17 protein-coding genes and 2 pseudogenes are annotated in these 21,818 nt (G+C 31.1%); 2 read left to right on the top strand and 17 right to left on the bottom strand.

The window, feature by feature from the left end; genetic code table 11:
• Nucleotides 1-409: 409 nt before the first annotated feature.
• Entirely contained in the window at nucleotides 410-1,276 is an 867-nt protein-coding gene (locus tag QYB95_RS18510; RefSeq protein WP_301139848.1) for an ABC transporter ATP-binding protein, read from the top strand.
• 520 nt (nucleotides 1,277-1,796) lie between these two features.
• Here the strand turns inward: QYB95_RS18510 and QYB95_RS18505 are convergent.
• The 14 genes and pseudogenes from QYB95_RS18505 to QYB95_RS18445 all read right to left on the bottom strand — a co-directional run bounded on the left by QYB95_RS18505 (nucleotide 1,797) and on the right by QYB95_RS18445 (nucleotide 17,918).
• Nucleotides 1,797-2,711, bottom strand: a pseudogene (locus tag QYB95_RS18505) (erythromycin esterase family protein).
• A 439-nt stretch (nucleotides 2,712-3,150) separates the two neighbouring features.
• Nucleotides 3,151-3,885, bottom strand: a complete 735-nt coding sequence (locus QYB95_RS18500) for an ABC transporter permease (RefSeq protein WP_301139847.1) — start codon at nucleotides 3,883-3,885, stop codon at nucleotides 3,151-3,153.
• Between the two features lie 38 nt (nucleotides 3,886-3,923).
• A complete protein-coding gene (locus tag QYB95_RS18495) occupies nucleotides 3,924-4,634 on the bottom strand; it encodes an ABC transporter permease (protein ID WP_301139846.1) in 711 nt (236 codons plus the stop codon).
• The gene (locus QYB95_RS18490) at nucleotides 4,628-5,557 is read right to left on the bottom strand and encodes an ABC transporter ATP-binding protein (RefSeq protein WP_301139845.1); all 930 of its coding nucleotides are present in this window, start codon (nucleotides 5,555-5,557) and stop codon (nucleotides 4,628-4,630) included. Before QYB95_RS18490 ends, QYB95_RS18495 begins: the two co-directional genes overlap by 7 nt.
• 37 nt (nucleotides 5,558-5,594) lie before the next feature.
• Nucleotides 5,595-6,956, bottom strand: coding sequence for a S8 family peptidase (locus QYB95_RS18485; protein ID WP_301139844.1), 1,362 nt, complete (start codon nucleotides 6,954-6,956; stop codon nucleotides 5,595-5,597).
• Between the two features lie 19 nt (nucleotides 6,957-6,975).
• Nucleotides 6,976-9,123 carry a peptidase domain-containing ABC transporter gene (locus QYB95_RS18480; protein ID WP_301139843.1) on the bottom strand — a complete coding sequence of 716 codons (2,148 nt, stop codon included), beginning with the start codon at nucleotides 9,121-9,123 and terminating at the stop codon, nucleotides 6,976-6,978.
• Nucleotides 9,116-12,169, bottom strand: a complete 3,054-nt coding sequence (locus tag QYB95_RS18475) for a type 2 lanthipeptide synthetase LanM family protein (RefSeq protein WP_301139842.1) — start codon at nucleotides 12,167-12,169, stop codon at nucleotides 9,116-9,118. The genes QYB95_RS18480 and QYB95_RS18475 overlap by 8 nt, the downstream gene beginning before the upstream one ends.
• Before the next feature lie 89 nt (nucleotides 12,170-12,258).
• Nucleotides 12,259-12,450 (bottom strand): class II lanthipeptide, LchA2/BrtA2 family, encoded by a 192-nt coding sequence (locus tag QYB95_RS18470; protein ID WP_301139841.1) that lies wholly within the window; start codon nucleotides 12,448-12,450, stop codon nucleotides 12,259-12,261.
• 31 nt (nucleotides 12,451-12,481) lie between these two features.
• Nucleotides 12,482-15,547, bottom strand: a complete 3,066-nt coding sequence (locus tag QYB95_RS18465; RefSeq protein ID WP_301139840.1) for a type 2 lanthipeptide synthetase LanM family protein — start codon at nucleotides 15,545-15,547, stop codon at nucleotides 12,482-12,484.
• Between the two features lie 79 nt (nucleotides 15,548-15,626).
• Nucleotides 15,627-15,821 carry a plantaricin C family lantibiotic gene (locus tag QYB95_RS19320; protein ID WP_425609228.1) on the bottom strand — a complete coding sequence of 65 codons (195 nt, stop codon included), beginning with the start codon at nucleotides 15,819-15,821 and terminating at the stop codon, nucleotides 15,627-15,629.
• 328 nt (nucleotides 15,822-16,149) lie between these two features.
• The gene (locus QYB95_RS18460; RefSeq protein WP_301139839.1) at nucleotides 16,150-16,338 is read right to left on the bottom strand and encodes a DUF4177 domain-containing protein; all 189 of its coding nucleotides are present in this window, start codon (nucleotides 16,336-16,338) and stop codon (nucleotides 16,150-16,152) included.
• A gap of 29 nt (nucleotides 16,339-16,367) precedes the next feature.
• On the bottom strand, nucleotides 16,368-16,982 hold the full coding sequence (locus QYB95_RS18455) for an ABC-2 transporter permease (protein ID WP_301139838.1): 615 nt from the start codon (nucleotides 16,980-16,982) through the stop codon (nucleotides 16,368-16,370).
• Between the two features lie 59 nt (nucleotides 16,983-17,041).
• Complete coding sequence (locus QYB95_RS18450) at nucleotides 17,042-17,425, bottom strand: GntR family transcriptional regulator (protein ID WP_301139837.1); 384 nt, start codon at nucleotides 17,423-17,425, stop codon at nucleotides 17,042-17,044.
• A gap of 220 nt (nucleotides 17,426-17,645) precedes the next feature.
• Nucleotides 17,646-17,918, bottom strand: coding sequence for an AbrB/MazE/SpoVT family DNA-binding domain-containing protein (locus tag QYB95_RS18445; protein ID WP_301139836.1), 273 nt, complete (start codon nucleotides 17,916-17,918; stop codon nucleotides 17,646-17,648).
• Between the two features lie 207 nt (nucleotides 17,919-18,125).
• Here QYB95_RS18445 and QYB95_RS19315 point away from each other — a divergent pair, with 207 nt between their 5' ends.
• Nucleotides 18,126-18,278 (top strand): stalk domain-containing protein, encoded by a 153-nt coding sequence (locus QYB95_RS19315; protein ID WP_425609229.1) that lies wholly within the window; start codon nucleotides 18,126-18,128, stop codon nucleotides 18,276-18,278.
• Nucleotides 18,279-18,672: 394 nt separating this feature from the next.
• Here QYB95_RS19315 and QYB95_RS18440 read toward each other — a convergent pair whose 3' ends face one another.
• The 3 genes and pseudogenes from QYB95_RS18440 to QYB95_RS18430 all read right to left on the bottom strand — a co-directional run bounded on the left by QYB95_RS18440 (nucleotide 18,673) and on the right by QYB95_RS18430 (nucleotide 21,405).
• Entirely contained in the window at nucleotides 18,673-19,617 is a 945-nt protein-coding gene (locus QYB95_RS18440; RefSeq protein WP_301139835.1) for a methyl-accepting chemotaxis protein, read from the bottom strand.
• 120 nt (nucleotides 19,618-19,737) lie between these two features.
• Nucleotides 19,738-20,367 (bottom strand): annotated as a pseudogene (locus tag QYB95_RS18435) (type 1 glutamine amidotransferase family protein).
• 75 nt (nucleotides 20,368-20,442) lie between these two features.
• On the bottom strand, nucleotides 20,443-21,405 hold the full coding sequence (locus QYB95_RS18430) for a helix-turn-helix transcriptional regulator (protein ID WP_301139834.1): 963 nt from the start codon (nucleotides 21,403-21,405) through the stop codon (nucleotides 20,443-20,445).
• Nucleotides 21,406-21,818 lie beyond the last annotated feature (413 nt).

Genomic DNA, 21,818 nt, shown 5'->3' with positions numbered 1-21,818 from the left:
TACATTATAGTTCACTTACCTCTTCAAAACTAAAATTATCAGCCCATACTATACCTGTACCAAAAAGTTGCACACCAAAAAGAATAGAAGCACCTGTTTTGTATGTATTGGTCCTCCTACGTATCCGTATATTCCATTTTAATGTTTGAAATATCCTGTCCCTCAATCGTAGATGGCTCCTTTGTTTTAGCCTCTCAAAATCAATTAAAGACTAAGAGTAGCATTAAAAGTATTCTAAATAAGAATTTTAATATATTTACAAAAAATTTTTAAAATTGTATTGAAGTAAAATGGAAATTTGTATATATTGTATATATGTGAGGTATACATTTATGTTTCATACATTATCTAATCTTTTGTTATTACATTTTAATATCGGTATTTATCAAATGAGCAGGAGTTGAATCAAATGAATAATGTAATTGAGCTACACAACGTAAGTAAAAAATTCAAAGGCTTTGAGATAAGAAACATTTCTTTAGAGGTTAAAAGTGGATTTGTAACAGGATTCATTGGTGCAAATGGTGCCGGTAAATCAACTACTATAAAAATGATTATGAATTTATTAGCTCCAGATAGTGGAGAAGTGTCAATCTTCGGTCTAGATTATGCTAAAAATGAGAAGCAAATAAAGGAACGTATTGGATTTGTATATGATGATAATGTCTTTTATGAAAGTTTAAACTTAAAAGAAATGAAAAAAATCGTTGCTCCCTCTTATCAACAATGGGATGAAAAGCTGTTTAATAATTACATCGAAAGATTTAACTTACCTTTAAATAAAAAAATTAAGACTTTTTCAAAAGGCATGAAAATGAAAGCCTCACTGGCGTTAGCATTATCTCACAATCCAGAATTAATCATTATGGATGAACCAACTTCTGGTTTAGATCCTGTATTTAGAAGGGAATTATTAGAATTATTACACGATCTTATGATAGAAGAAGATAAAACTATCTTCTTCTCTACACATATCACTACTGATTTAGATCGTATCGCCGATTATATTGCTTTTATTCAAAACGGCAGACTTGTTTATAATAATGAATTTCATCTTATCTCTGAAGAATACGCAATTGTTAAAGGAGCATTGGATTTACTGGATTCCGAGACCGAAAAAGAGTTTATTTCCATTCGTAAAGCCAATACAGGTTTTGAAGCTTTAACGTCTAACGTACAGTCTGTTAAGGATATGTTCGGTAAAAATATAATCCTAGAAAAGCCAAGCTTAGAAGATATTATGTACTACTCACAACGTGGAAAAGTAAATGCATAGTTATTAATTTTAAAGACTCCCATTTAATTTAAAATATACTCGCATTACCGAAAGAGTCTGTTTTAGGAAAAATTACTAAAACGGGCTCTCTCAAGTTGAATACTTCTATTTAAGTTAGACTTCAAAAAATCCTCTGTTATTGGGACAATCTATTCCATTAAAAATTCATCTATTATTGAAGTGATAAAAGTATATAGAAAGGGATTACTTTGGAATGAGAAGTTCATACGAAGAATTATCTATAGAAGAATTGGCTGGTTTTTACTATTACCTTAATACATACATAGAGAAGGGAATATTGTCTAAGTCAATGTATCATGAAATTGAACTAATTAAACAAGAAGCTATTAGAAGAAAAATTCCTTTAAAATGGCTATATTATAAAGGTTCCCTGTTGAAATAAATTTCAGTAAGTCTTTAGGCCATAAGAAAAGGAAAACCGGCCAATGATAAATAGGCCAGTCATCTTCCCTCCTGTTAGGTATCTTTTAAACCCTCAAAACCAATCCCATTGATTTCATTATAAGTAATTAGGAGGAGAGACCTCTTTAATAAAAAATATGCCGTCAAGTTGCTTATTCGGCACAATCAAGGTTTGCATCATTCCAGAATCTAGGATTACTGTATTGCGAAAAATCCACTTATTCACTTCATTTCTTGATTTTCCAGAAAAGTCAAGAAATGATATTGAAGTTGGATTATGTTTCATATCATCTTCAAGGCTCTTCTTGGGTGGCCTGCTTAGTTTTTGAAACGTTTTCTTATCAAAAGTAACTTCCCCTTGATACATAAAAAACCCCATATAATAGGATTGACTTACCAAGTCTGGACCCATTAAGGAACCCATTGGTTTATAACCACTTCTAATATTTTTATAGATATGGTTATTATGTGCTCAAATTATTATTTTTTCATTAGGATATAGTTCGTTACAAATCCATTCTAGATTATCCACAATAATCTGATCACGAATTTGAGAGTATGGACGTCTTCTAGTAGCTAGATGTTTTAAAAAGGACCGTTTGTTTTCTAAGTCCTTTTGAATGACAGCATATTCTTTTTTCATTTCACTTTGTACAAAATCTCCTTGTAATTCCTTAATCATATTTTGTAGATATGTAATCAACTCGTCTAATTCTTTTTGATTTTCAGCAAATTCTCGTATTATTTCTTTCGGCAATTTTTTTCCGCTAGCTTTATAGCTACCAATACATTCGTACCAAAATGATGCTGCTTCCTCTCCCTTTTTTATACTCCGTAAAAATTCTGATGGAATGTCAACATTGATTCTATCTAAAAACTCTATAAACAAACTGTGTTTCACAGATGGTTGAAAATCAAAACCAATAAGTTTCATATCATAATTTTGTTTGACTAACTCAAAAAAAGATTGAGTTTCTTTCGATTTCCACAAAGAAAAAGTTGATTTATCCATTCGTATACTGTAAGATCTTCTTTTAAATAATTCGAGCTATAGCATTCACTTAGACCGCTTTCAAATGCCACATCTTTGAAACCCATTTTATGATACAAGAAATGAATTAGTTTTGATTTTAAAAGACTATGCTCAGCAACACCATGACCATTTTCACCAAGCCATACTATCTTCTTGTTTTTAAGGGTATTCTCTAAGAACTGGAATCATTATTATCATCACATTTATTTATAGATTCTAAACAGTATGAGTTGTCTTTCACCCACTCCGTATTTTTGATATATTTTTCATCTATTGATTTAAAAATTGACATTTTTACCTCCCTAAAAATTATCACAAATTAACATATAAATTAAATCGATATAATGGGGGTCTTCAAATTCTTCGAAGTAAAAAAAGTATAATAACTATCGATAGTTACTACACTTTCTATTTCTATTTAATATTCTTTAATTTTTGAGTAGTACGAACCAGATAATAAAAATAAGCACGAACTAATTAAAAGTGAGAAAACTAATAGGATACCATTTTCTAAAAATCCTGAATCCCCACCTATTGTTTGTATAAATGTTTGAAGCATGCTAATCATAGGATGTGACCACGGATAGATTACACTTAAAATTTCTGTATTAGCAATTAACAAAGCAGGGAATGTTAGAAAAACATTAATTATTGTAGGCGTTGCAAAGCTTTTAAAATACATAGATAATGCCAACTGAAATGCTGCTAATGAAATACAACTAACCCATCCAATTACACAGGTATAAATATAGGCCTGAATGGGAACGTCCCTAATTACACCATTTATTATACTAACGGCCAACATAGAGAGTAAAAAACAAAATTGAAATATAAAGATAAGACCCAATAAAATCAAATACTTACTAAGATAAATTTGATACTTTTTTATAGGAAGTGAGGCTAACTTTCTCCAACCACCGTTCTGATGTTCAAAATAGCATAATAGTGTTGCTAATACACCAGTAATTAATGGTAAAAAAAGTGAGCTATAAGCCATTATCATTTGTACAATATTGCTAAAATCAGTTGGATTGGTACCGAAAATAGGGAGAAAGCCTATAATTAAAGATAGTACAACACTTATTAATAAAAGCCACTCTATATTCGAGTTTCTTAGTTTTAAAATTTCTATTTTCACTAAGTTTAAAAACAAATCAACACCTCCATATAATTGACTATTCAGACATTTTATTATGCTGGTTTTTTCAAAGATAAAATAATATACAAAATGATAAACTCTAAAGCCCCTAAAACAGATCCTCGAAGTATATCCGGCATGCCTTGACTAAAGCCTTCATCAAAATGCGGCCATTGAAATGGTAAGAATTCAGGTAGTCCATAGGTATACATGACGACCACAGCACTTGCAATACCTATAGTTAACGTAAAAGCTTGATTTTTCAACAAAATTGAAGTTCCAATTAAAATAACAAATAGGGGCAGTAACGTAAAAATTGTTCCATAACTCATTACAATTGTTTCAAAAAATGAAAAGTCACCAATATTAAATTTTAAAAATAAACCTAGGCCTATAATTAATAAAAACAATAAAGCACTAGTAATGAAAATTAACATTAAATTCAAATATATTTTTGACATATAAAGTTTCGTACGTTTAATAGGCAAACTAAATTGTCTCATCCACATATTATGTTGAAATTCAATACCTATTGTTGAAGAAATCACTAGAGTAATTAATAATATTAATACCGAAGGCCAATAAAATTGTACATTCTGCAATAAAAGATTCCAATAATCATCACTTAACCCTATAAGGTGTTCAAATCTAAATATATAGTTAGCAGCTTGCATTAAAATAACCATGATCGGGAAACCAACTATAAGCACCCAAATATGTTTTTTAACTTTTAAAAAATCATTCTTTAAAGCCACTTTTAACATAGAGTTTCCTCCCCAGTGACTAATCCCAAGAAAATGTCTTCTAAAGATTGTGATCTTTCTTCCACTCTATATATATCAACTTCAGACCTCACTAGCTCCTTAATAAGTTTTGCTAATTCACTATCTAAAATATTTGATATATGGATTTCATTATCTTCTTTAACTGCTTCGCAACCAATGCTATTTGCTAAAAATAATGTTTTTGTAGCATCACTAGTTGTTAATACGATAAATTTATCCATGATATTTTTTAATTCTTTGATAGATCCCTCAAATAGAATCTGACCTCTAGCAATAATGCCTAAATGACTTGCTACATGCTCTACTTCGGAGAGTAAATGTGATGAGATAATAATAGTAACACCGTAGTTTTTATTTAGATTGCGTATTAATTCACGCATATCAATAATACCCGCTGGATCCAAACCATTCGTTGGCTCATCTAAAATAAGTAATTCTGGCTGGGCAAGTAATGCACTTGCAATACCTAATCGCTGCTTCATACCTAATGAAAATTCTTTAACTGGCTTATCTGCAAAACTTGATAATTTCACCATATCTAAAGCAGTTGTGATTCTCTCTTTTGGCAAACCTAAAATATTAGCGTTAATTAACAAATTTTCAAAAGCTGTTAAATGCGAATAATAGGCTGGAGCTTCTACTAAAGAACCTACATTTTTTAAAATTTCAAAACGATTATTTTCTAGAGACATATCTAAAACCTTTATATCACCTTTTGAAGGTTTTATTAAGCCCAATAACATTTTAATGGTAGTGGTCTTGCCCGCACCATTAGGGCCTAAAAAACCATATACCTCTCCTTTTTTTATTTTCAAATTAACCCCATTTACAGCTCGTCTATCTTTATAAATCTTGGTAAGATTAGATGTCTTCACAATGTAATTTCCGTCATCTTCTAACAAAAAGAATTCCTCCCTTTAAATAAATACTAGTTTTAGATCATTTAATACCTTGTAAGGCTTTATAAGCATTTACTGACCCTTTACCATATAAATTTGTTGGATAGCTTGTTCTATCTACAGTTTGATAGAGGATTTTTTCTATCATCTTATTAGAAGGTTCCGATAGATTTAATTTTTTATACTGATCTTTAATTAAAGCTATTGTTGCTGTGACATGTGCTGCAGAGAGACTTGTACCTACATTTAGTTCATAACCTTTCTCGATTCCTGCCATTTTACTAAAGATATTATTTTCTAAATCAGTTGGATAAGTTGTTAAAATTAATGATGAATAATCTAACGCTGTCATACTTTCATTAAGTTCATAACTACCTCCTGGAGCAACTAAATTGAGATACTTCCCATAATTTGAATAAGGGGCATAAATACCTTTTTTTGTTAGAGCTCCTACCGTAATAGTATTCTTAGAAGCTGCTGGTAAAATTAATAATCTATCGTACTCTGAGTTAAGCTGATCTGCTAACTGTGATTCCTTACTAATATCTACACCTTCATTTCCTGCTGAAACTACAATTGTTGTATTATTCGATTCTGCAAATTTAAATGCTTTCTCAAATGCTTTAATAATCTCTTTGTCTTCAGGATTCTTCTTAGACTTAAACGTATTTAAACTTAAATTAATTACATCCATATCATCTTTTGTAGCTTCAATTATTGCTTCAATTACCCAAGTAGAGTATGAACCTACATCATCATACACTTTATATGGCACTATCCCTATATTTGGTGCTATGCCACTCAAGTTCCCATTAGCTGCGATGATTCCAGCAACCATTGTCCCGTGGCCCATTTTATCATCGGTTGACACCATATTAGGAACTAATGATTTTCCTTTACTAATTAGATTTGCTTGTAAATCCGGATGTTCTAAGTCGACTCCTGTATCAATAATACCGACTTTCGTTATATGCGATCCGGTATTTACTTTATAGCTTTCATAATTATTTGTAACTTGTTCAATATTCCATTGTGGATTACTAATAGCTGGACTTTCCAACTCTAAAATGTGCTCTGGTTGAACTAATTTAGGTGCTTCTAGCTTTACATCTTGAATAACATCTTTTGAATCAAGATTCAAAAGTTTTTCTATTTTATCTTCTTCTCTAATATCATCTGCATCTATCCCATTTACTACAATAATCCCTGCTTCTTCGATAGAATCAATTTTTGTAATATCATATTTCAATTGTAATATTTCCAATGTTTGTTCCGGTTCTTCAGTATAAATTACAATCGATTCTTGTTCATTATTTGCAAATGCTTCATTACCAAATAACAAAATTGTCGTTGAAAAGAATGCTAGGCTAATATATTTTTTATAATTATTCAAATAACCCATTTTATGCCTCCTAGATATCTTAAGAAATCATTTCTCTATAATATTGACTATAGAATCCTGAACGTTCTATTAGTTGCTGATGATTACCAACATCAATAATTTTTCCATTATCCAAAACTACTATTAAGTCACAATTCATTACTGTTGTTAAGCGGTGTGCAATAATAATTCGTGTACAATTAATTTCCGAAAGGTAATTATCAATTTTAGATTCATTTACATGATCTAATGAGCTAGTTGCTTCATCTAAGATTAAAATCGAGGGTTTATTTAATAAAGCTTTCGCTAATACAATCCTTTGACGTTGACCACCTGAAATATTCATTCCCATTTCGGATATGACAGTATTATATTTCATTGGCATTTGCATAATTTCGTCATGAATCTGTGCAACTTTTGCAGCTTCAATTACGTCCTGCATGGATGCTTCGGTATTATGCAATTTGATATTTTCTAAGATTGTTCTATTAAATAGACTCGCTGTTTGAGGAACAATACCAATTTGTTTGCGGATATTTGTTAAATCTAGATATTCTGTAGAAATATCATCATAATAAACAGTTCCGTTGTCTGGTTTTAATAAGCCTGTGATAATATTTGCAAGAGTTGTTTTCCCGGAACCGGATTTACCAATAAAGGCTACTTTCTGGCCTTTTTTAATTTCTACATTAATATCCTCCACAACTTTAGGACTGTATTTTGAATACGAATAACTTACATTCTCTAAACGTATGTCACCTTTTAAAACTTTTTTGATTTTCCCTCCATTATCCTCTACTGGGGCATCAAATACATCTTCTACTCGTGTTAAATAAGATTTTGTAAGAATAAATGAATTAACAATCTGAACAACGCCACTTGTTAATGAAAAAAATTGACCGGAAATAGATTGGAATGCGACTAAAATTCCCAATGTAATATGGCCACTAAGTAGTTGTTGAGCACCAATAAATAAAATGAGTAAAGGTGATAAATACTGTAAGAAATTTGCAGATGTATTAACTTTATTCAGTACTACACCTTTTTCTCTATAAGCTTGTAATAATCGATTAAATTTCCCTAACCATCGAGCATATATATTTTTTTCTACTCCTGATGTTTTAACACTAAAAATGCCATATAAAATCTCTGTTTGTATGCCTTGGGTTTCAGACTGCTCCTTGATTTCTATTTGGTTTTTTTCTGATAAAAGCCTCTGTGAGATAAGAACAATAGCAATGTTTGCAAAAGCACAAACTAATGTTATTAACGCTAAAATTGGTGATTGAATTACCATATACAAAAATAACCCTATCAAGATAATCGAATCTAAAAATCCCTTTACTATTTGATTAGCAACTTGATCTCGGATAATTTTCATACTACTAGCTCGAAATATTAAGTCACCAAAAGAGCGTAATAAGAAAAATTGATATGGCACTTTTAAAATATGCTTAAAAAAATCTGTTTGTAATTGATAATCTAATTCATTATGTAAACGAATTAGAATTTTCCCTCTGAAATAATAGAATATGGTTTGAAACAAAACCATAAAAATGATTAGGAGTATAAAATATTTAAGTAAATCTGTATTCTGAGGCACAATTATGTCGTCAATCGTAAACTGAATAATAAAGGGCATTAATACAGAAAAGATTTGAAGTGCTAATGTTAAAATTAAAATAGTTGTGAATATTTTAAGTCTATTTGTAATTAAGCTACTAAAATTCTTCCATACACTATCTATTTTTTTATGTTCAAATCTTTCCTTTGGAACTAACGTTAATGCATAACCTGTATACTGCTTTTCAAAATCTTCCTTTGATAAAGTCCTTCTTCCTGATCCTGGATCAACAATTTGAAATTTACCATGGTCTATTTTTTCAAGCACTACATAATGATTTTCTCCCCAAAACAAAACAGCTGGCAATGGAATCTCTGTTAAATTTGAGGAGGGTAACCGAAATCCCTTTGATTCAAACCCTATTTGTTCTGCTACTTTTTTCAGATGAAATAGGCTTGTACCATCACGACTATTCCCCATCCGTTCACGCAACTCATATAAGCTTAATTCTTTGTAATAAAAGCTTGATACCATTGCTAAACAACACAATGCACACTCAGTTTGTTGCATTTGTTCGATGAAGGGGACCCTTCTTTTATGTTTGTGTAACCTTTTTTTAGACATTTTTAATACCTTCTTTCGGCATATCCAAAGTTAATAATGAAGGTAAGTCTTGATTTTCCATTCGTAATAGTCCGTAACCAATTCCGGTTAATCCAAGCATTATTCCATCCATTTCGGCATCGGGGTGAATCCCAGTCACCCATCCCGACTTAGAAGAATTCTCCAATAAAGTAAAACATGAATCTAACATCTCTTTTAAAAGCGTTTTATTAGAATTCTTGCTAAGTGTAATTAGGATATCTATATTCCCTAACATTCCGTGACACATACTATGATTTTGAATATTTGAGAAATCTAAACATTCTATCACATATTTCTCAAAATCATTTTTACTCATATGATCTATATTTTTTGAAAGTAAGATACCAGGCTTCCCATGACACCAATAAAATCGGTTATTTCCATCATTATCCCAATTGTCCATTTGAGAATTATAGAAATTTGTTACATAGTCTTTTAACTTCACAATCGTCTCTAAATAGTTTGTATTAGGGACTAATTCGTACAATAAATCCAAGCAATAAATCATACCTGATGCACCGTGCGAAAATCCAGGTCCCATGTTGAAAGGTGTATTTAGATAGTTAATCAGATACTGGCTGCTTTTAAGTACCATTTGCAAAAATTCATCTCGTTTAGTCGCTTGATAAATTTTAATAAATGCTACTAGCATTCCTGCAAGACCACCAACAAAATCATAAATTTCATTATGTGGTAGTAAATCTTCTATTTTTTCTAGTCTTGAAACTGCTAAATCTATAAGTTCTTGATCATTCCACAGTACTCCTAAATGTGCCAAGGTATAAATGTACCCAGCCTCACCGTTGTATACCGAAATTGAATTATTTAACGGAGAGTCTTTTAGTCTGTTCTCTACACCTTTTAAAATATTTAGACTCATTTCTTGATACTCTAAATTACCGCTTTCATTTGATAAGTGAGCAAAAAACAATGCGTATCCTAGTATCCCGTCATATAAATCTAAGCTTTTTATTGATATTTCTACGCCATCTTCTGACTCAATATTTAAACCCAGCCAAATCAAAGAACCATCTGCTTCTCTAATCGAACGTTTTTTTATTTCTTCGCCAATAAGAAATGCTTCAGTTAATGGTGGGCTAAATATTTGTTTTGTTTGAGTACTTTTTTTAATCCCTCTTGACTGCCAAACATCTTTGATTAAAGTACTTAATGACCATTTAAAATATTTCAGTTGTTTCGTTAAGTCATCTTTACTTAAATGGTTAATACGGGTTTTTAAAGTATCAATACCTGTTTCGTCGAAAAAGTCTGGAATATGTGTTTTATCACTATCGAAAAGTGCACGACTATTCATTTTGTAAGTAAAATATGGTATATCATTTCGAAGCATATCTTTAATCTCAAAATTAATAATTTCCTTATACTTTGGTATTTGCTGTGCAATTTTCCAAAGATACTCAAAGATCTCTGAACGATTCATCCCATTTTCTAAGTATGTTGGATGAAAACTCTTGGTTAAAAAATCTCCATATACTTGTGTGGGGCGAAAAACTTGCCGTACTTCCACATGTTCGAATAATTTGATAAATTGATCCATTTCTTCAGAGTTATGAAGGTGATTTAAGAACACTTGATAGGTATCCGCAAAACCATCTAGCATTTCTTTAATGTAGTCTAAGGGTGTTTCCTTTTCGCCATTAACAATTGGTCTATTTTTATAATTAGTTGTCTTAGCAGCGACATAGTCGACTTTTACCTCATCGCTCTCGTAATTAGTAAGAGTTAAATTCTGGAATTTTTTTGATGTCTGTTCTCCATTTGCCCCGATAGCACTTAAATCGTAATCCGCTATATGCCCTTGAATCTTGGGTATTGGAAGCATCATTGATGAAAAAATAGAAAAATTGAGTTCCTTCACAAATTTACTTTGCATTCTATGCCATGTTGAAATCTCGATATTTTTACTAAAAAGAGTTTCTAAATCAACCGGTATAGGATACTCTCCATAAACGATAAAATTCTCAGCATGAAAATCTGTAGATCCCAATACATAGAACAGAGCTGTCAAAACACCTTGTCTATAATAAAACTTCTCTACTTCTTCTTTATTTCTACAATCTTTAAGTTCAATATATTCTTGCCATCCATATGTACTCTTATCTAATATCTCGGCACTCTTTAACATATAACGAATACCACGCGAGTTAATCCACTTTGTTATATTCTCGAAACTTTTATCTATAGATAAAGATCTTGGCTTATAAACCAATTTCTGATTATTTTCAAATTGAATAATAGCAACACTACGACCATTTTGATGTGTATCACCTAAATCTATTTTTATCTCATTAACAAAATTGGCATTTATAGAGAAAATATCTTGGATTTCTTCAAAATCTTTAGTTAATCGATCAGCTATTTCATTAACAGTAATGATGAAACTTTCTGTATGTTCTACGAATAATCGAGCTAAAACAGGGTAAGTAGTATAAAAATCCTCTTTTAATTTGTATATATTATCAAATTGTTGCATAAAATAATGAAAGCGCTCTTTAGACGTATTACCTTCTAAAGTACCGAGCTCCCGTGCAACATTAATTTCTAAAATTGCACACCGAAAGCCCATATTGAAAAATTTAGTGTATAAAGAATTTATGAGGTTGTACTGTACTTTTTTTACATCGATAATATGTGTATATTGGTTCATATGACGGCCGATTTGTTTTATAATATATTGGATAAACGGTGCAAACAATACTTGGAATGTAGAATAATCCATTTCTTCCGGTTCATAAGCATCCATAATTTGATTAAACTTTTCAAACCAAGTAGGATCATTTTTGAGTTTTGGATTTTCTTTTTGGCTAATAATCTTTTGGAACTCTTCTTTATTCAACCCATAGGATTCTAACCGATCGTTAAGGAAATCGTTGGTAACAATTTTTTCCCATTTTGAGAACTCATCTAACGATACATTGTCCTGGTTTTGAATGTAGTCTCTTTCAAATAGATATGCTGCTTTCTTTAACGGATTTTCATTCATTACAATTTGTTGTTTTCCCATAATCGACTGTCCCCTTCATATGTAGAATAATAGAAAAAGAAAAGAAGATTAAGCTCCCATTTAACCTTCTTTCCAATTTCAAAAACTTATTAACATTTACTTGTACAAACATTCGATGGACAAACAGTTGCAGTTGCAAAAGTGATACAAGTCCAAGAAGATGTAGTTAATGGAGTTGTATTTGGATCCACATCATATGCTCCAGATAATTCCATTAACTCTTCTTCAGTAACTTCACCGATAGTTACGTTTAATTGCGCACGTAATTGTTCTTTGCTCATGATATCACCTCCTTTCAATGAGCTATTTGTCTTAAAATGTAATAATGTTGGGAGTACTGTTTCTATTTAATTGTTTTAGTAAGCCCATCCCTATGCCAGAAAGGCCAACCAGTAATCCTTTAGCGTCTGTACCTCTACTTACACCATACTTCCATTCTTCTTCTTTTAAAATTGTGATTAATTGTTGTTGAATCAAATTAATTTTTTCGGCAAGCTCCTCTGATTGAAGTATTTCGTTTGCATACATCAGAATTTCTAATTGTCCATAGTCGCCATGACAATATGATCGGTTATTCCCAAAACCTTCTCTTAAAGTAGTATCTAAAGCGATTTCTATTTCTGTATCAATCATTTCATCAATATATCCATTTTCTTTTAACTTCAATCGAGAGAGTAGTATCCCCGGAGCACCGTGACACCAAGCAATAACAGCATTTTCTTTTCCTGGTGTTTTCCAATTACGAGATTTTTCATCGTAATACGATCTCTCAAAGGCTAATCCTTTTTTGATTACATCTCTAAATCTTTCATCACTAACAACTTTATTCACCCTTGATAACGCAGATAATATTCCTGCATTCCCATGTGAATATCCTGTCATTGGACCGTCATTTTGAACCGATATCCAACCTAATTGATCTTCTTCTAGTAAAACAGTATTGTTATATAAATGATTTGAACACACTAAAGCACTTTTTAAAAATTCCTCATCATGAGTCTCTTGATACATGTGCATTAACATATTTAATGCCCCAGAACTACCACCTATTATGTCGAAAATCCGATCATGCTTTGACATTTCAACATAATGTTTAATCGTTTTTTTAACACTTTCAAATAGATGCTCATCATTGAAAAGTCTACTAATTAAAAATACTGATAAAATTCCGCCACCAACTCCGCTGTATACGCCTAGACTCCAATTTGGATTCTCTTTATATAGTTCGAATTTTTCAATTACCGGTTTAATTGCCCTATATGTGAAATCTTTATAAATTTTGTTACCTGTAAATTTATACAAATATGCTAAGTACAAGGCGATTCCACTATTTCCGTTATAAAAATCTAGACCAACGGGTGCGATCATCCAAGAAACCTCGTTATTACCTTCTAGTACGGTACTTATCCAGCTAACATCATCCGAATGGTCTGATTTAATTGCAGTATCAATTAAATAATCTCCAATTTCAGAAGCAATTTTTATATAATCATAATCTTCTATTTTTTTACCCTCTAGGTTTACATCAATATTTCTCACTTCAGCATATTCACTTGCATTGGACGCTAGCATGGACATATTAATAACCTGAATTTGTTCTTCTAAATCTCTACTATTAAGTTTCTCAATTTTCTTAATTACATTTTCTAAAGCAGTTTTAGAAAAGTAATTTTTTATTTCTTCTCCATCTGAGCATTGTATATGCTTGGATCCTATTTTAGTTTTAAAAATAGGGATGTCTAAACATAACAAATCTTCTATTTCCTTTTTTGTAATTAATTGAAGTTTTTTATTCGTATAGTTAAGCAAATATAAACGGTGTAAAAAAATATTTGTATCAACTGAACTTGCTAATAACCCTGGATGCAATATACTACGTAAGTGCTCTCCATATTTAAATGTTGGACGCAATATCACCCTTACTTCGATATCTTTACATGTCATTGTAAACTTCTTGAATATCTCTTTGTTAGTTTCGATAAATCGGTATATATGCTTAAAGCCAGCTATAATATTATTTAAATAGGCATAGATATCAATCAATTCATTGTTTAGTCTCGGCAAATTCAAACCTTCTTCTAGGTAGACCTTACTCTTTTCATAGTGCATAGAGTCCGTTCCGACACCAGTTAATTTTGAAGCTTGAATTGGGACCTCTTGATTCCCTCTTCCATTAAAGCCACTTAAATCAATACCAGCATGTTTACCATTTCTCTGGTAAATAAAATTTGGTAACATTCCTGAAGCCATAACCGATTCATCTAAAATTTTTTCAGCCTTTCCAAACGCTGATTCTTCATATTCTTTTTCTGAAACATCTTGATGGAATAGGGATTCTAAATCAATTAAAATTGGATACTCGTTTTGAGCTATAATATTTTCGTAATGAAAATCTGTTGCATTAAACACATAAAGCAATGCCAGCTGCATACCCAATCTAGTATAAAATCGTTTAATTTCTTCCTCTTCTTTACAGTCTTCATAGACAATGAATTCTGTCCATCCATAAATACCTTTATCAATTACATTCGGAACACGTAAATCTGGAAGTTCCTTATTTTTTTTATTTATGAATTCTAGTAGTTCTTTAAACTTTACATCAATCTTTAAAGATCTTGGTTTATATAGAATTCTTGAATTATCGTTAAAAACAAGCACACAAACAGTTCTTCCTTTATTATGAGAATCACCTGCAGATAAAATTATTCTTCGTATGACTTTACCATCATTAATCCCTTCGAAAGTAGCGCACAATTCTTCCCAATCTTTTTCGACAGCGGCTAAGATTTCGTCCACATAATAAAGAACATAATCAATTCTCTTAACTATGTACTCATAAATTTGAGGATACTTATTAAGAAACGATAAAACATATTCTGAATCTCCAAGCATGTCTTGTTGGAAATATGTAAAACGTTCTTCAGACGTAGTACCTTCCAATACGTTCGTTTCTCTTGCTAAATTTAACTCCAGTACAAGAGATTTTTGAACAATTCTGTGTACATAATCATCTAAATATTCTAATAAATAAAGCTCCATGCTTTCTGAATCAATATGATTATTCAATCGTTTTTTCATTATTGATTGTAGTTTGCTATAAGCAAATTTTAAGAATCTCTCAGTAAATTTATTGAAATAAGGATAGTTACTTTTAAAATTAGTAGGGAGTTGACAAGAACTATGCTTATCTACAATGAAAGAACGTATAGATTCTTTTAGTGAATAACTTTCTAATTTTTTTTCTTCTAAAAGTTCTGATAAAGTTTGATTTGATATAATTTGCAAACTTTCTTTTAAGTAATCTTTTTTGTTATAAAAAAATGTGGACCAATACTGGATTTGATCTGTATCACTAATATGTTCTTTTACACTGTTCAAAACCTTCACCTACCTACTAATTTTAAATTTCATAGAAGTATTTGATGGATTCTAACAATCCATCAAATACTTTTAATGTTTAGTTACAACTACGTTGACACTCCGCTGTAAACGTGCAGAAATATCCATCATTTCCACCATGACAGCTAATGTCCCACCATTTACAAGCAGCTCCTTGTAACATATTTAATTCTGTGTCTGATAACTCTTCTAGAAAGTTCCCTACTGAATTATGTGCTGCACTTACTACTTCTTTTTCTTGAATTAAATTCATTTTGCACCTCACAAATTTTTTATTTGGGAGCTTACGTCATATTTAATGACGTATATTATAGCGCTTTGAAAGTCACGCATATAATATATACATAATATACACATTGTATATTTTCATTGTCAATGGTATTTTTCCAATATTTACACTTTTCTTACATCTTTATACTTAAATGTATAATTTAGGTTTGTGACATTTATAGTGTTTTTTTGATTTTTAATATTTTAAAAATTGAAGTTTTCTCACTTAATTAACAAAAAAAAACACAGCTAAAGATAATTCCCCTTATCTTTAACCGTGTTTATTTAATATTCTTTTTACAATTTTTAACTTAGCGAATTTCTTTTTCAAAGATTATTTCTATTTTCTGTGCTTGGCCCCCGGCCAAAAATGGTAGGGGAGTAAAAGAATGTAGACGCCATCCTTCTTTTGCTAAATTCTTAATAATTTCTCGATGATCGTCTTTAATAGTTCCTTTTAGTACACTTACTGAAACAGTTTCAAATTTATATTCAAACATATTATCTCTCCTTTATTGAGTCTGCAGAATTAAAATGAACGTTTACTATATACCTTCATTGATAACACCCAAGAAAGCCCAAATATTATTAATATTACAACTAATGCTGACAACTGTATTAAAGGATTATTTAATTCCATCACTATATTTGAGAATTCACCTACAATATTAGAAATAAGTATTGTGGAATTTTTCGCAAATACAATAATAATAGTAAAAATCAACGTAAATATTACTAGAATGTATTGCTGATCAAATCGATAAAAGAAAGGTAAATAAAACGAAGTAAATAATGTAATAATCATGTATCCATACAATATATCTCTTATATCAAGGTTAGATAATGACTGATATGTTATATAGGTTCCTAACAGTACAAACGGTAATAAAAAAGTCGTAAATACTAGCATCCCAATGTATTTAGATCCAACAATTTCTTTTTTCGTATAGGGAAGTGAGTTTAGTAAAATATGAGACTTTCCTTTTTCATCGTTATAATGTGAATTAATAACAAAAATTGAACTAACAATTCCTATGACAATTGCTGGGTGTGTCCCGGACCATAAATAGAAACATAAAATCAAAAAATAAATAGGTAAAATATTTTTTTGTAGGTAGAAATCTTTCTTTATTAAATTAAACATATATACTCCTCTCCCCATATAATTGTTTACGATCATGATATTTAAAAGCTCGTATTTTTCTACTGCTTTACTTCTTCCTTATATAGGAATGTAAGCATTTCTATTAGTTCCTCTAATTGAATTCCAAGCATTTTACTATTTGAAATAATTTCAAACATATTTTCTTCAATTGTTTGTAGACGTTTTTCTTTCATTAGTTCTGTACTTTGTTCAGATACGAATGAACCTTTTCCTACAATGGAATAGATGAATCCACCCTTTTCTAATTCTTCATACGCTCTTTTAGTTGTAATGATACTAACCTGTAAATCTTTAGCGAGTTGTCGCATAGAAGGTAAAGCATCACCCTCTTTTAGAGTACTATCCATGATCAAATTTTTTACTTGTGTGGCGATTTGTTCGTATATAGGATCCTTCGAGCTATTTGTAATAATAATTTGCATGCGATTACCTCTATTTCTAATTAGAAATACATCATATATAATATATATACATAATATACACAATTTTATTTTTTTACAAGTCTTTTATTTATAATTTTTAAAATTTACTTTAAACAGTTGCTTTTCACAGGTCCCTTTCATCAATTGCAACATCTAGCACCAAATAAAAGACCATTCTAATTAACTTCATTATTATAAATCATGTTCTTTTTTAACAATGTCATCGTTTACTGCTACCTATAATCCCTCCCACATTATTTTTAGCTTCTTTAAATTTCTCTACTAGCTCTTGACCACTTAACCCTTTTTTAACTAAACTTTCTAAAAGTTGTTCTGCAAAATCTTCGGGTAATTTATGTACGGGTTTAATTAGTAATCCACTCTCTACTAATTCAATTGTCACTTCATCTTGCATTTGTAGTGCATCAAAGTAAACTTTTGGAATAGTTATTTGTCGTTGTTTTGATAATTTAACCTTTTTTTTTTCATTCATAGTACTATATTCCTCATTTCCTGAATTGTATTTATTATAAATAATTCATTTTAAAGAATAAAGAAATTTATTTAAATTAAATTTTTAATTTAAATATTTTCCGGTTGATTCATCGATTAGAGTGGAAGTTGGTGCATAAGGGTAAGTTTGATCCCGAGATGAACCCTAGAATGAATTCAATACGACTAATTTAGGGTAGCAAAAAAAATCGTCATTACCGCAGGAAATAGAACAGCATCTATTAATAGTAATGGGATTACTAGTTCAATAAAATTAACTAATCCTGCAAAAATCTATGAAGGTACTACTATGGTTCCTATACGCTTTATCAGTGAATCATTAGCTACTAATATTGAATAGGCTAGCTTAACTCAATATGTTTATATTACTAATAAAAATTAATTCTTATTAAATTAATAAAAATAACGTTTCTCAAAAGGAAACGTTCAGACTCAAACAAAGGGCATTCAAAATTCTGAATGCCTTTTTAATAATATTAAATTTTTAGGTTTGTGTAATTCGTACATATACTTTCTATAAACTGTATCTTAAGGTAAGAGTATTTTTCTCTTAGCTTTTTTGTATGTAAACTTCTTCAACTAAATTGCCCTTTAGAGCAATAAGAAAAAAGTCATTACTCCTCCTGGAAGTAAAGAACCTGATATCTCATGAATGAGATTTCTAAATACCCTGAAGATTTTTTCGAAAAAATAAAACCGTCTGACTTCTATCAATCTTGAGTCAGACGGGTATTTTATCTAAACTTACTTACAAGTTCTTGTAGATCCATGGCCATCTCCGATAAATTGTTAGATGCCGAAGAGATTTCTTCCATAGATGCTAACTGCTCTTCTGTTGCAGCAGCGACAGATTGAGAGTGCTCGGAAGCATTTCTTGACATAGAAGTGCTACTCGTTACATTCGCAGATACTTCTGTTGCACTTGCCGACATTTGTTCAGCTGTCGCCGCCATATCATCAATTTGCATACCCACTTTATCTAAGGAATCCAAAATCATAATAAAGCTTTCTTCGGTTTTCTCGACGATTGTAAGTCCTTCTTGCACGTCCAATTTTACTTGATTAATGGAATCGTTTGAGCGTGCCATATCCATTTGTATTTCATTTATTAACGTTGAAATCTGAGTGGAAGATTGTTGGGATTGTTCTGCCAGCTTACGAACTTCATCTGCAACTACGGCAAACCCTTTTCCATGCTCCCCTGCCCTTGCTGCTTCGATAGCTGCATTTAATGCTAATAAGTTAGTTTGGTTAGCTATTTCTGTAATTAATTTCGTGATTTCTTCAATTTCCTGTGAACGAGTATCTAAAGAACGAATGGCTTCTCCACTATCATTTACCGATCGATGGATTGAGTGAATTTGTTGAGCAGTCTTACCAACAAACTCACCTCCCATTTTCGCTTGTTCCGTTGCATATGAACTAGCCTCTGCAATGGCATTGGAACTATCCGCAATGTTTTGTATTCCTATCGTCACTTCTTCTAAACCTGACGTACTTTCTTCTAGACTAGCAGTAGAAAGCTCTGATCCCTCGGCAATTGTTTGAATGGCACTTGTTATTTCCTCTGTAGCACGACTTGTTTGTTCTGCACTCGCCGTCAACTCTTCTGAGGAAGCAGCTACCTGTTGAGACGTATTGGTTACGTCTTGCATCAGCTTACGTAAGCGTGAAATCATTAGAGCAATAAGGTATCCGCCTACAATGATAAGTAAAAAAAATCATGGTTTCACAATAAGATTAAAAAGGGATATAGTTACCAGTTCTATTAAATCAACACCAAGTTACTTTTCTGCTCTTCAATTTATTGATTTCATTAACTGGAAGAAGTATTCAGGTTTATGAGTCTTGTATAGGTTATACCATGAATGTAATGTAGCTGGTGAAAATACATCTATTTTTTTTGTACTTCCATCGCAAATTCCAGAGGAGCTACTCCTGATGCAGTAATCAAGTTTGCATCTGATACTACAGGTCCCATCTCATGAAATTTCTCTCCTTTATAATTAGGACAAACCATTTTAATATACTCTAAATTATTGCTTGTATGCTTTCTAGAATCTAGGTATCCTTTATTCGCGAGGCCTTCAGTTGCACCACAAATTGCAGCGACAATAATGCCAAGCTGTAAAGCTTCGCCAATTTTTTTCAAGATCGGTTGATGAATATCTTCTCTCCAAGTAGTCCCTCCGGGTAAAATCAAAAGATCTTTACTCTCAAGATTACACTCATTAACAGAAATATCTGGTTTTATCCTCAGCCCCCCCCATCGTATTAACCATTTCTATATTAGCCCCTACTGTAACTATTTTTAAAGGTGCTATATCTCTTTTAAAATATCTTCCCGTGTTTAGTTCTGCAATTAAATATCCATATTCCCAGTCTGACATTGTATTAAATACATATAAATAAATATTTTTTGTTTGCATCCAATAACACTCCCATCATAATTGATATAAACTATCATAATAAAACTTCCCTGACAGCTACCGTCAGGGAAGTTATCATTTTTGATGAAAATTTATTAAGTCAGACAGCACTTCGACAAGTCTTTTCTTTAGACTTATGGGCTCAATAACTTGAATAGATTTTCCATACGGTAAAAGCAAATAAGGTATATATGTATGAAGAATACCCTTTTCAAGAAGAAAAATTGCTTGATCCGAACTCCGTTCTTGGAGATAGTGACCTAAAAACCAATGTTGGCAAATATCTTCCAACGCCCTATATCCTCCATTAATAATTAAAGGGGTAATTTCTTCTTTATCTTCTATGGTAGGAAGGAGGTTTTTCTTAAAAAAGTCACTTGCTGAAAAATTTTCTGGTTGTTCAAACTTATTTTCGGTTGGCATTAGACTTTCAATTCGATCTACTCTAAAACTACGGATTTCATTCCTAAGATGACAAAATCCAATCACATACCACTTATTATTCCAATAGATAATTCTGTACGGATCGACCAATCTAAACTTTAATTGTTGTTCGCCACTCTTATCGTAATGAATTTTTACTGAGTATCCGTCAGCTACGGACAGTTCTAACTCGTTCAAAAAACCTGCTATAGAGAGAGAATTAAATCGCCTTATTACTTCAAGGCTATTAAAATGTTGATTAATCTTTGCTTCCTGCTCTTGATTTGAGTATTTGCTAAGTTTTGAGATAGCCCTATTTAGTGCTTCACCTCCATAATATCCCGCCTCTTCGGCAAAAACCGCTGCATGAAATAATGAAGTTTGCTCCTCAAAATCAAAAAAGAGAGGTGCTTCAATAAAATTATTCAATAAAGTGTATCCACCGTTATGTCCTGTGTCTGAAATTATAGGTACACCACTCGTTGAAAGTGTATCAATATAACGATACACAGTCCTTATATTCATCTCTAGTTTTTCTGAAATCTGTTTAGCAGTAATTTTTTCACCTGAATTAAGCATCCAAAGAATTGCTAGTATATTGTCTATTTTAGACATACAAATCTACCTCTATATGGAATTTACTGTATATTATATAAGTTAATTTCATTAATAAGTAATAAATTTTACTGTATTTATCATTTAAATCTATCTTATCCTCTTAAATTAGGTGTTTAAGTGTTGTTAGGTTTAAGTATAATTCTCCAGTACGTTATTCAACCAATCTAGCCCTCATAAAGCACTTTACTTATTCAAGAAAAGCGCCCGATTGTTGAATAAAATATATAATTGATATTGAAAAATAATACTATATGAGGGAAAATTATTATGGTATTAATTTCACATACATAAGGAGCCATTAGATGAAATATCTCATTAAAATTTCAATTCTATCAATAGTACTTTTGATACCCATTATAATTGGTACTCAACATGTCAAAGCAGCAACACCAATTAGTGTAAAGATTAAT

The sequence above is a fragment of the Ureibacillus aquaedulcis genome, assembly GCF_030418165.1.
GTDB classification, from domain to species: Bacteria; Bacillota; Bacilli; order Bacillales_A; family Planococcaceae; genus Ureibacillus; species Ureibacillus aquaedulcis.
The sequence above is the reverse complement of the archived record's forward strand: the minus strand, read 5'-3'. Positions and strand labels throughout refer to the sequence as shown.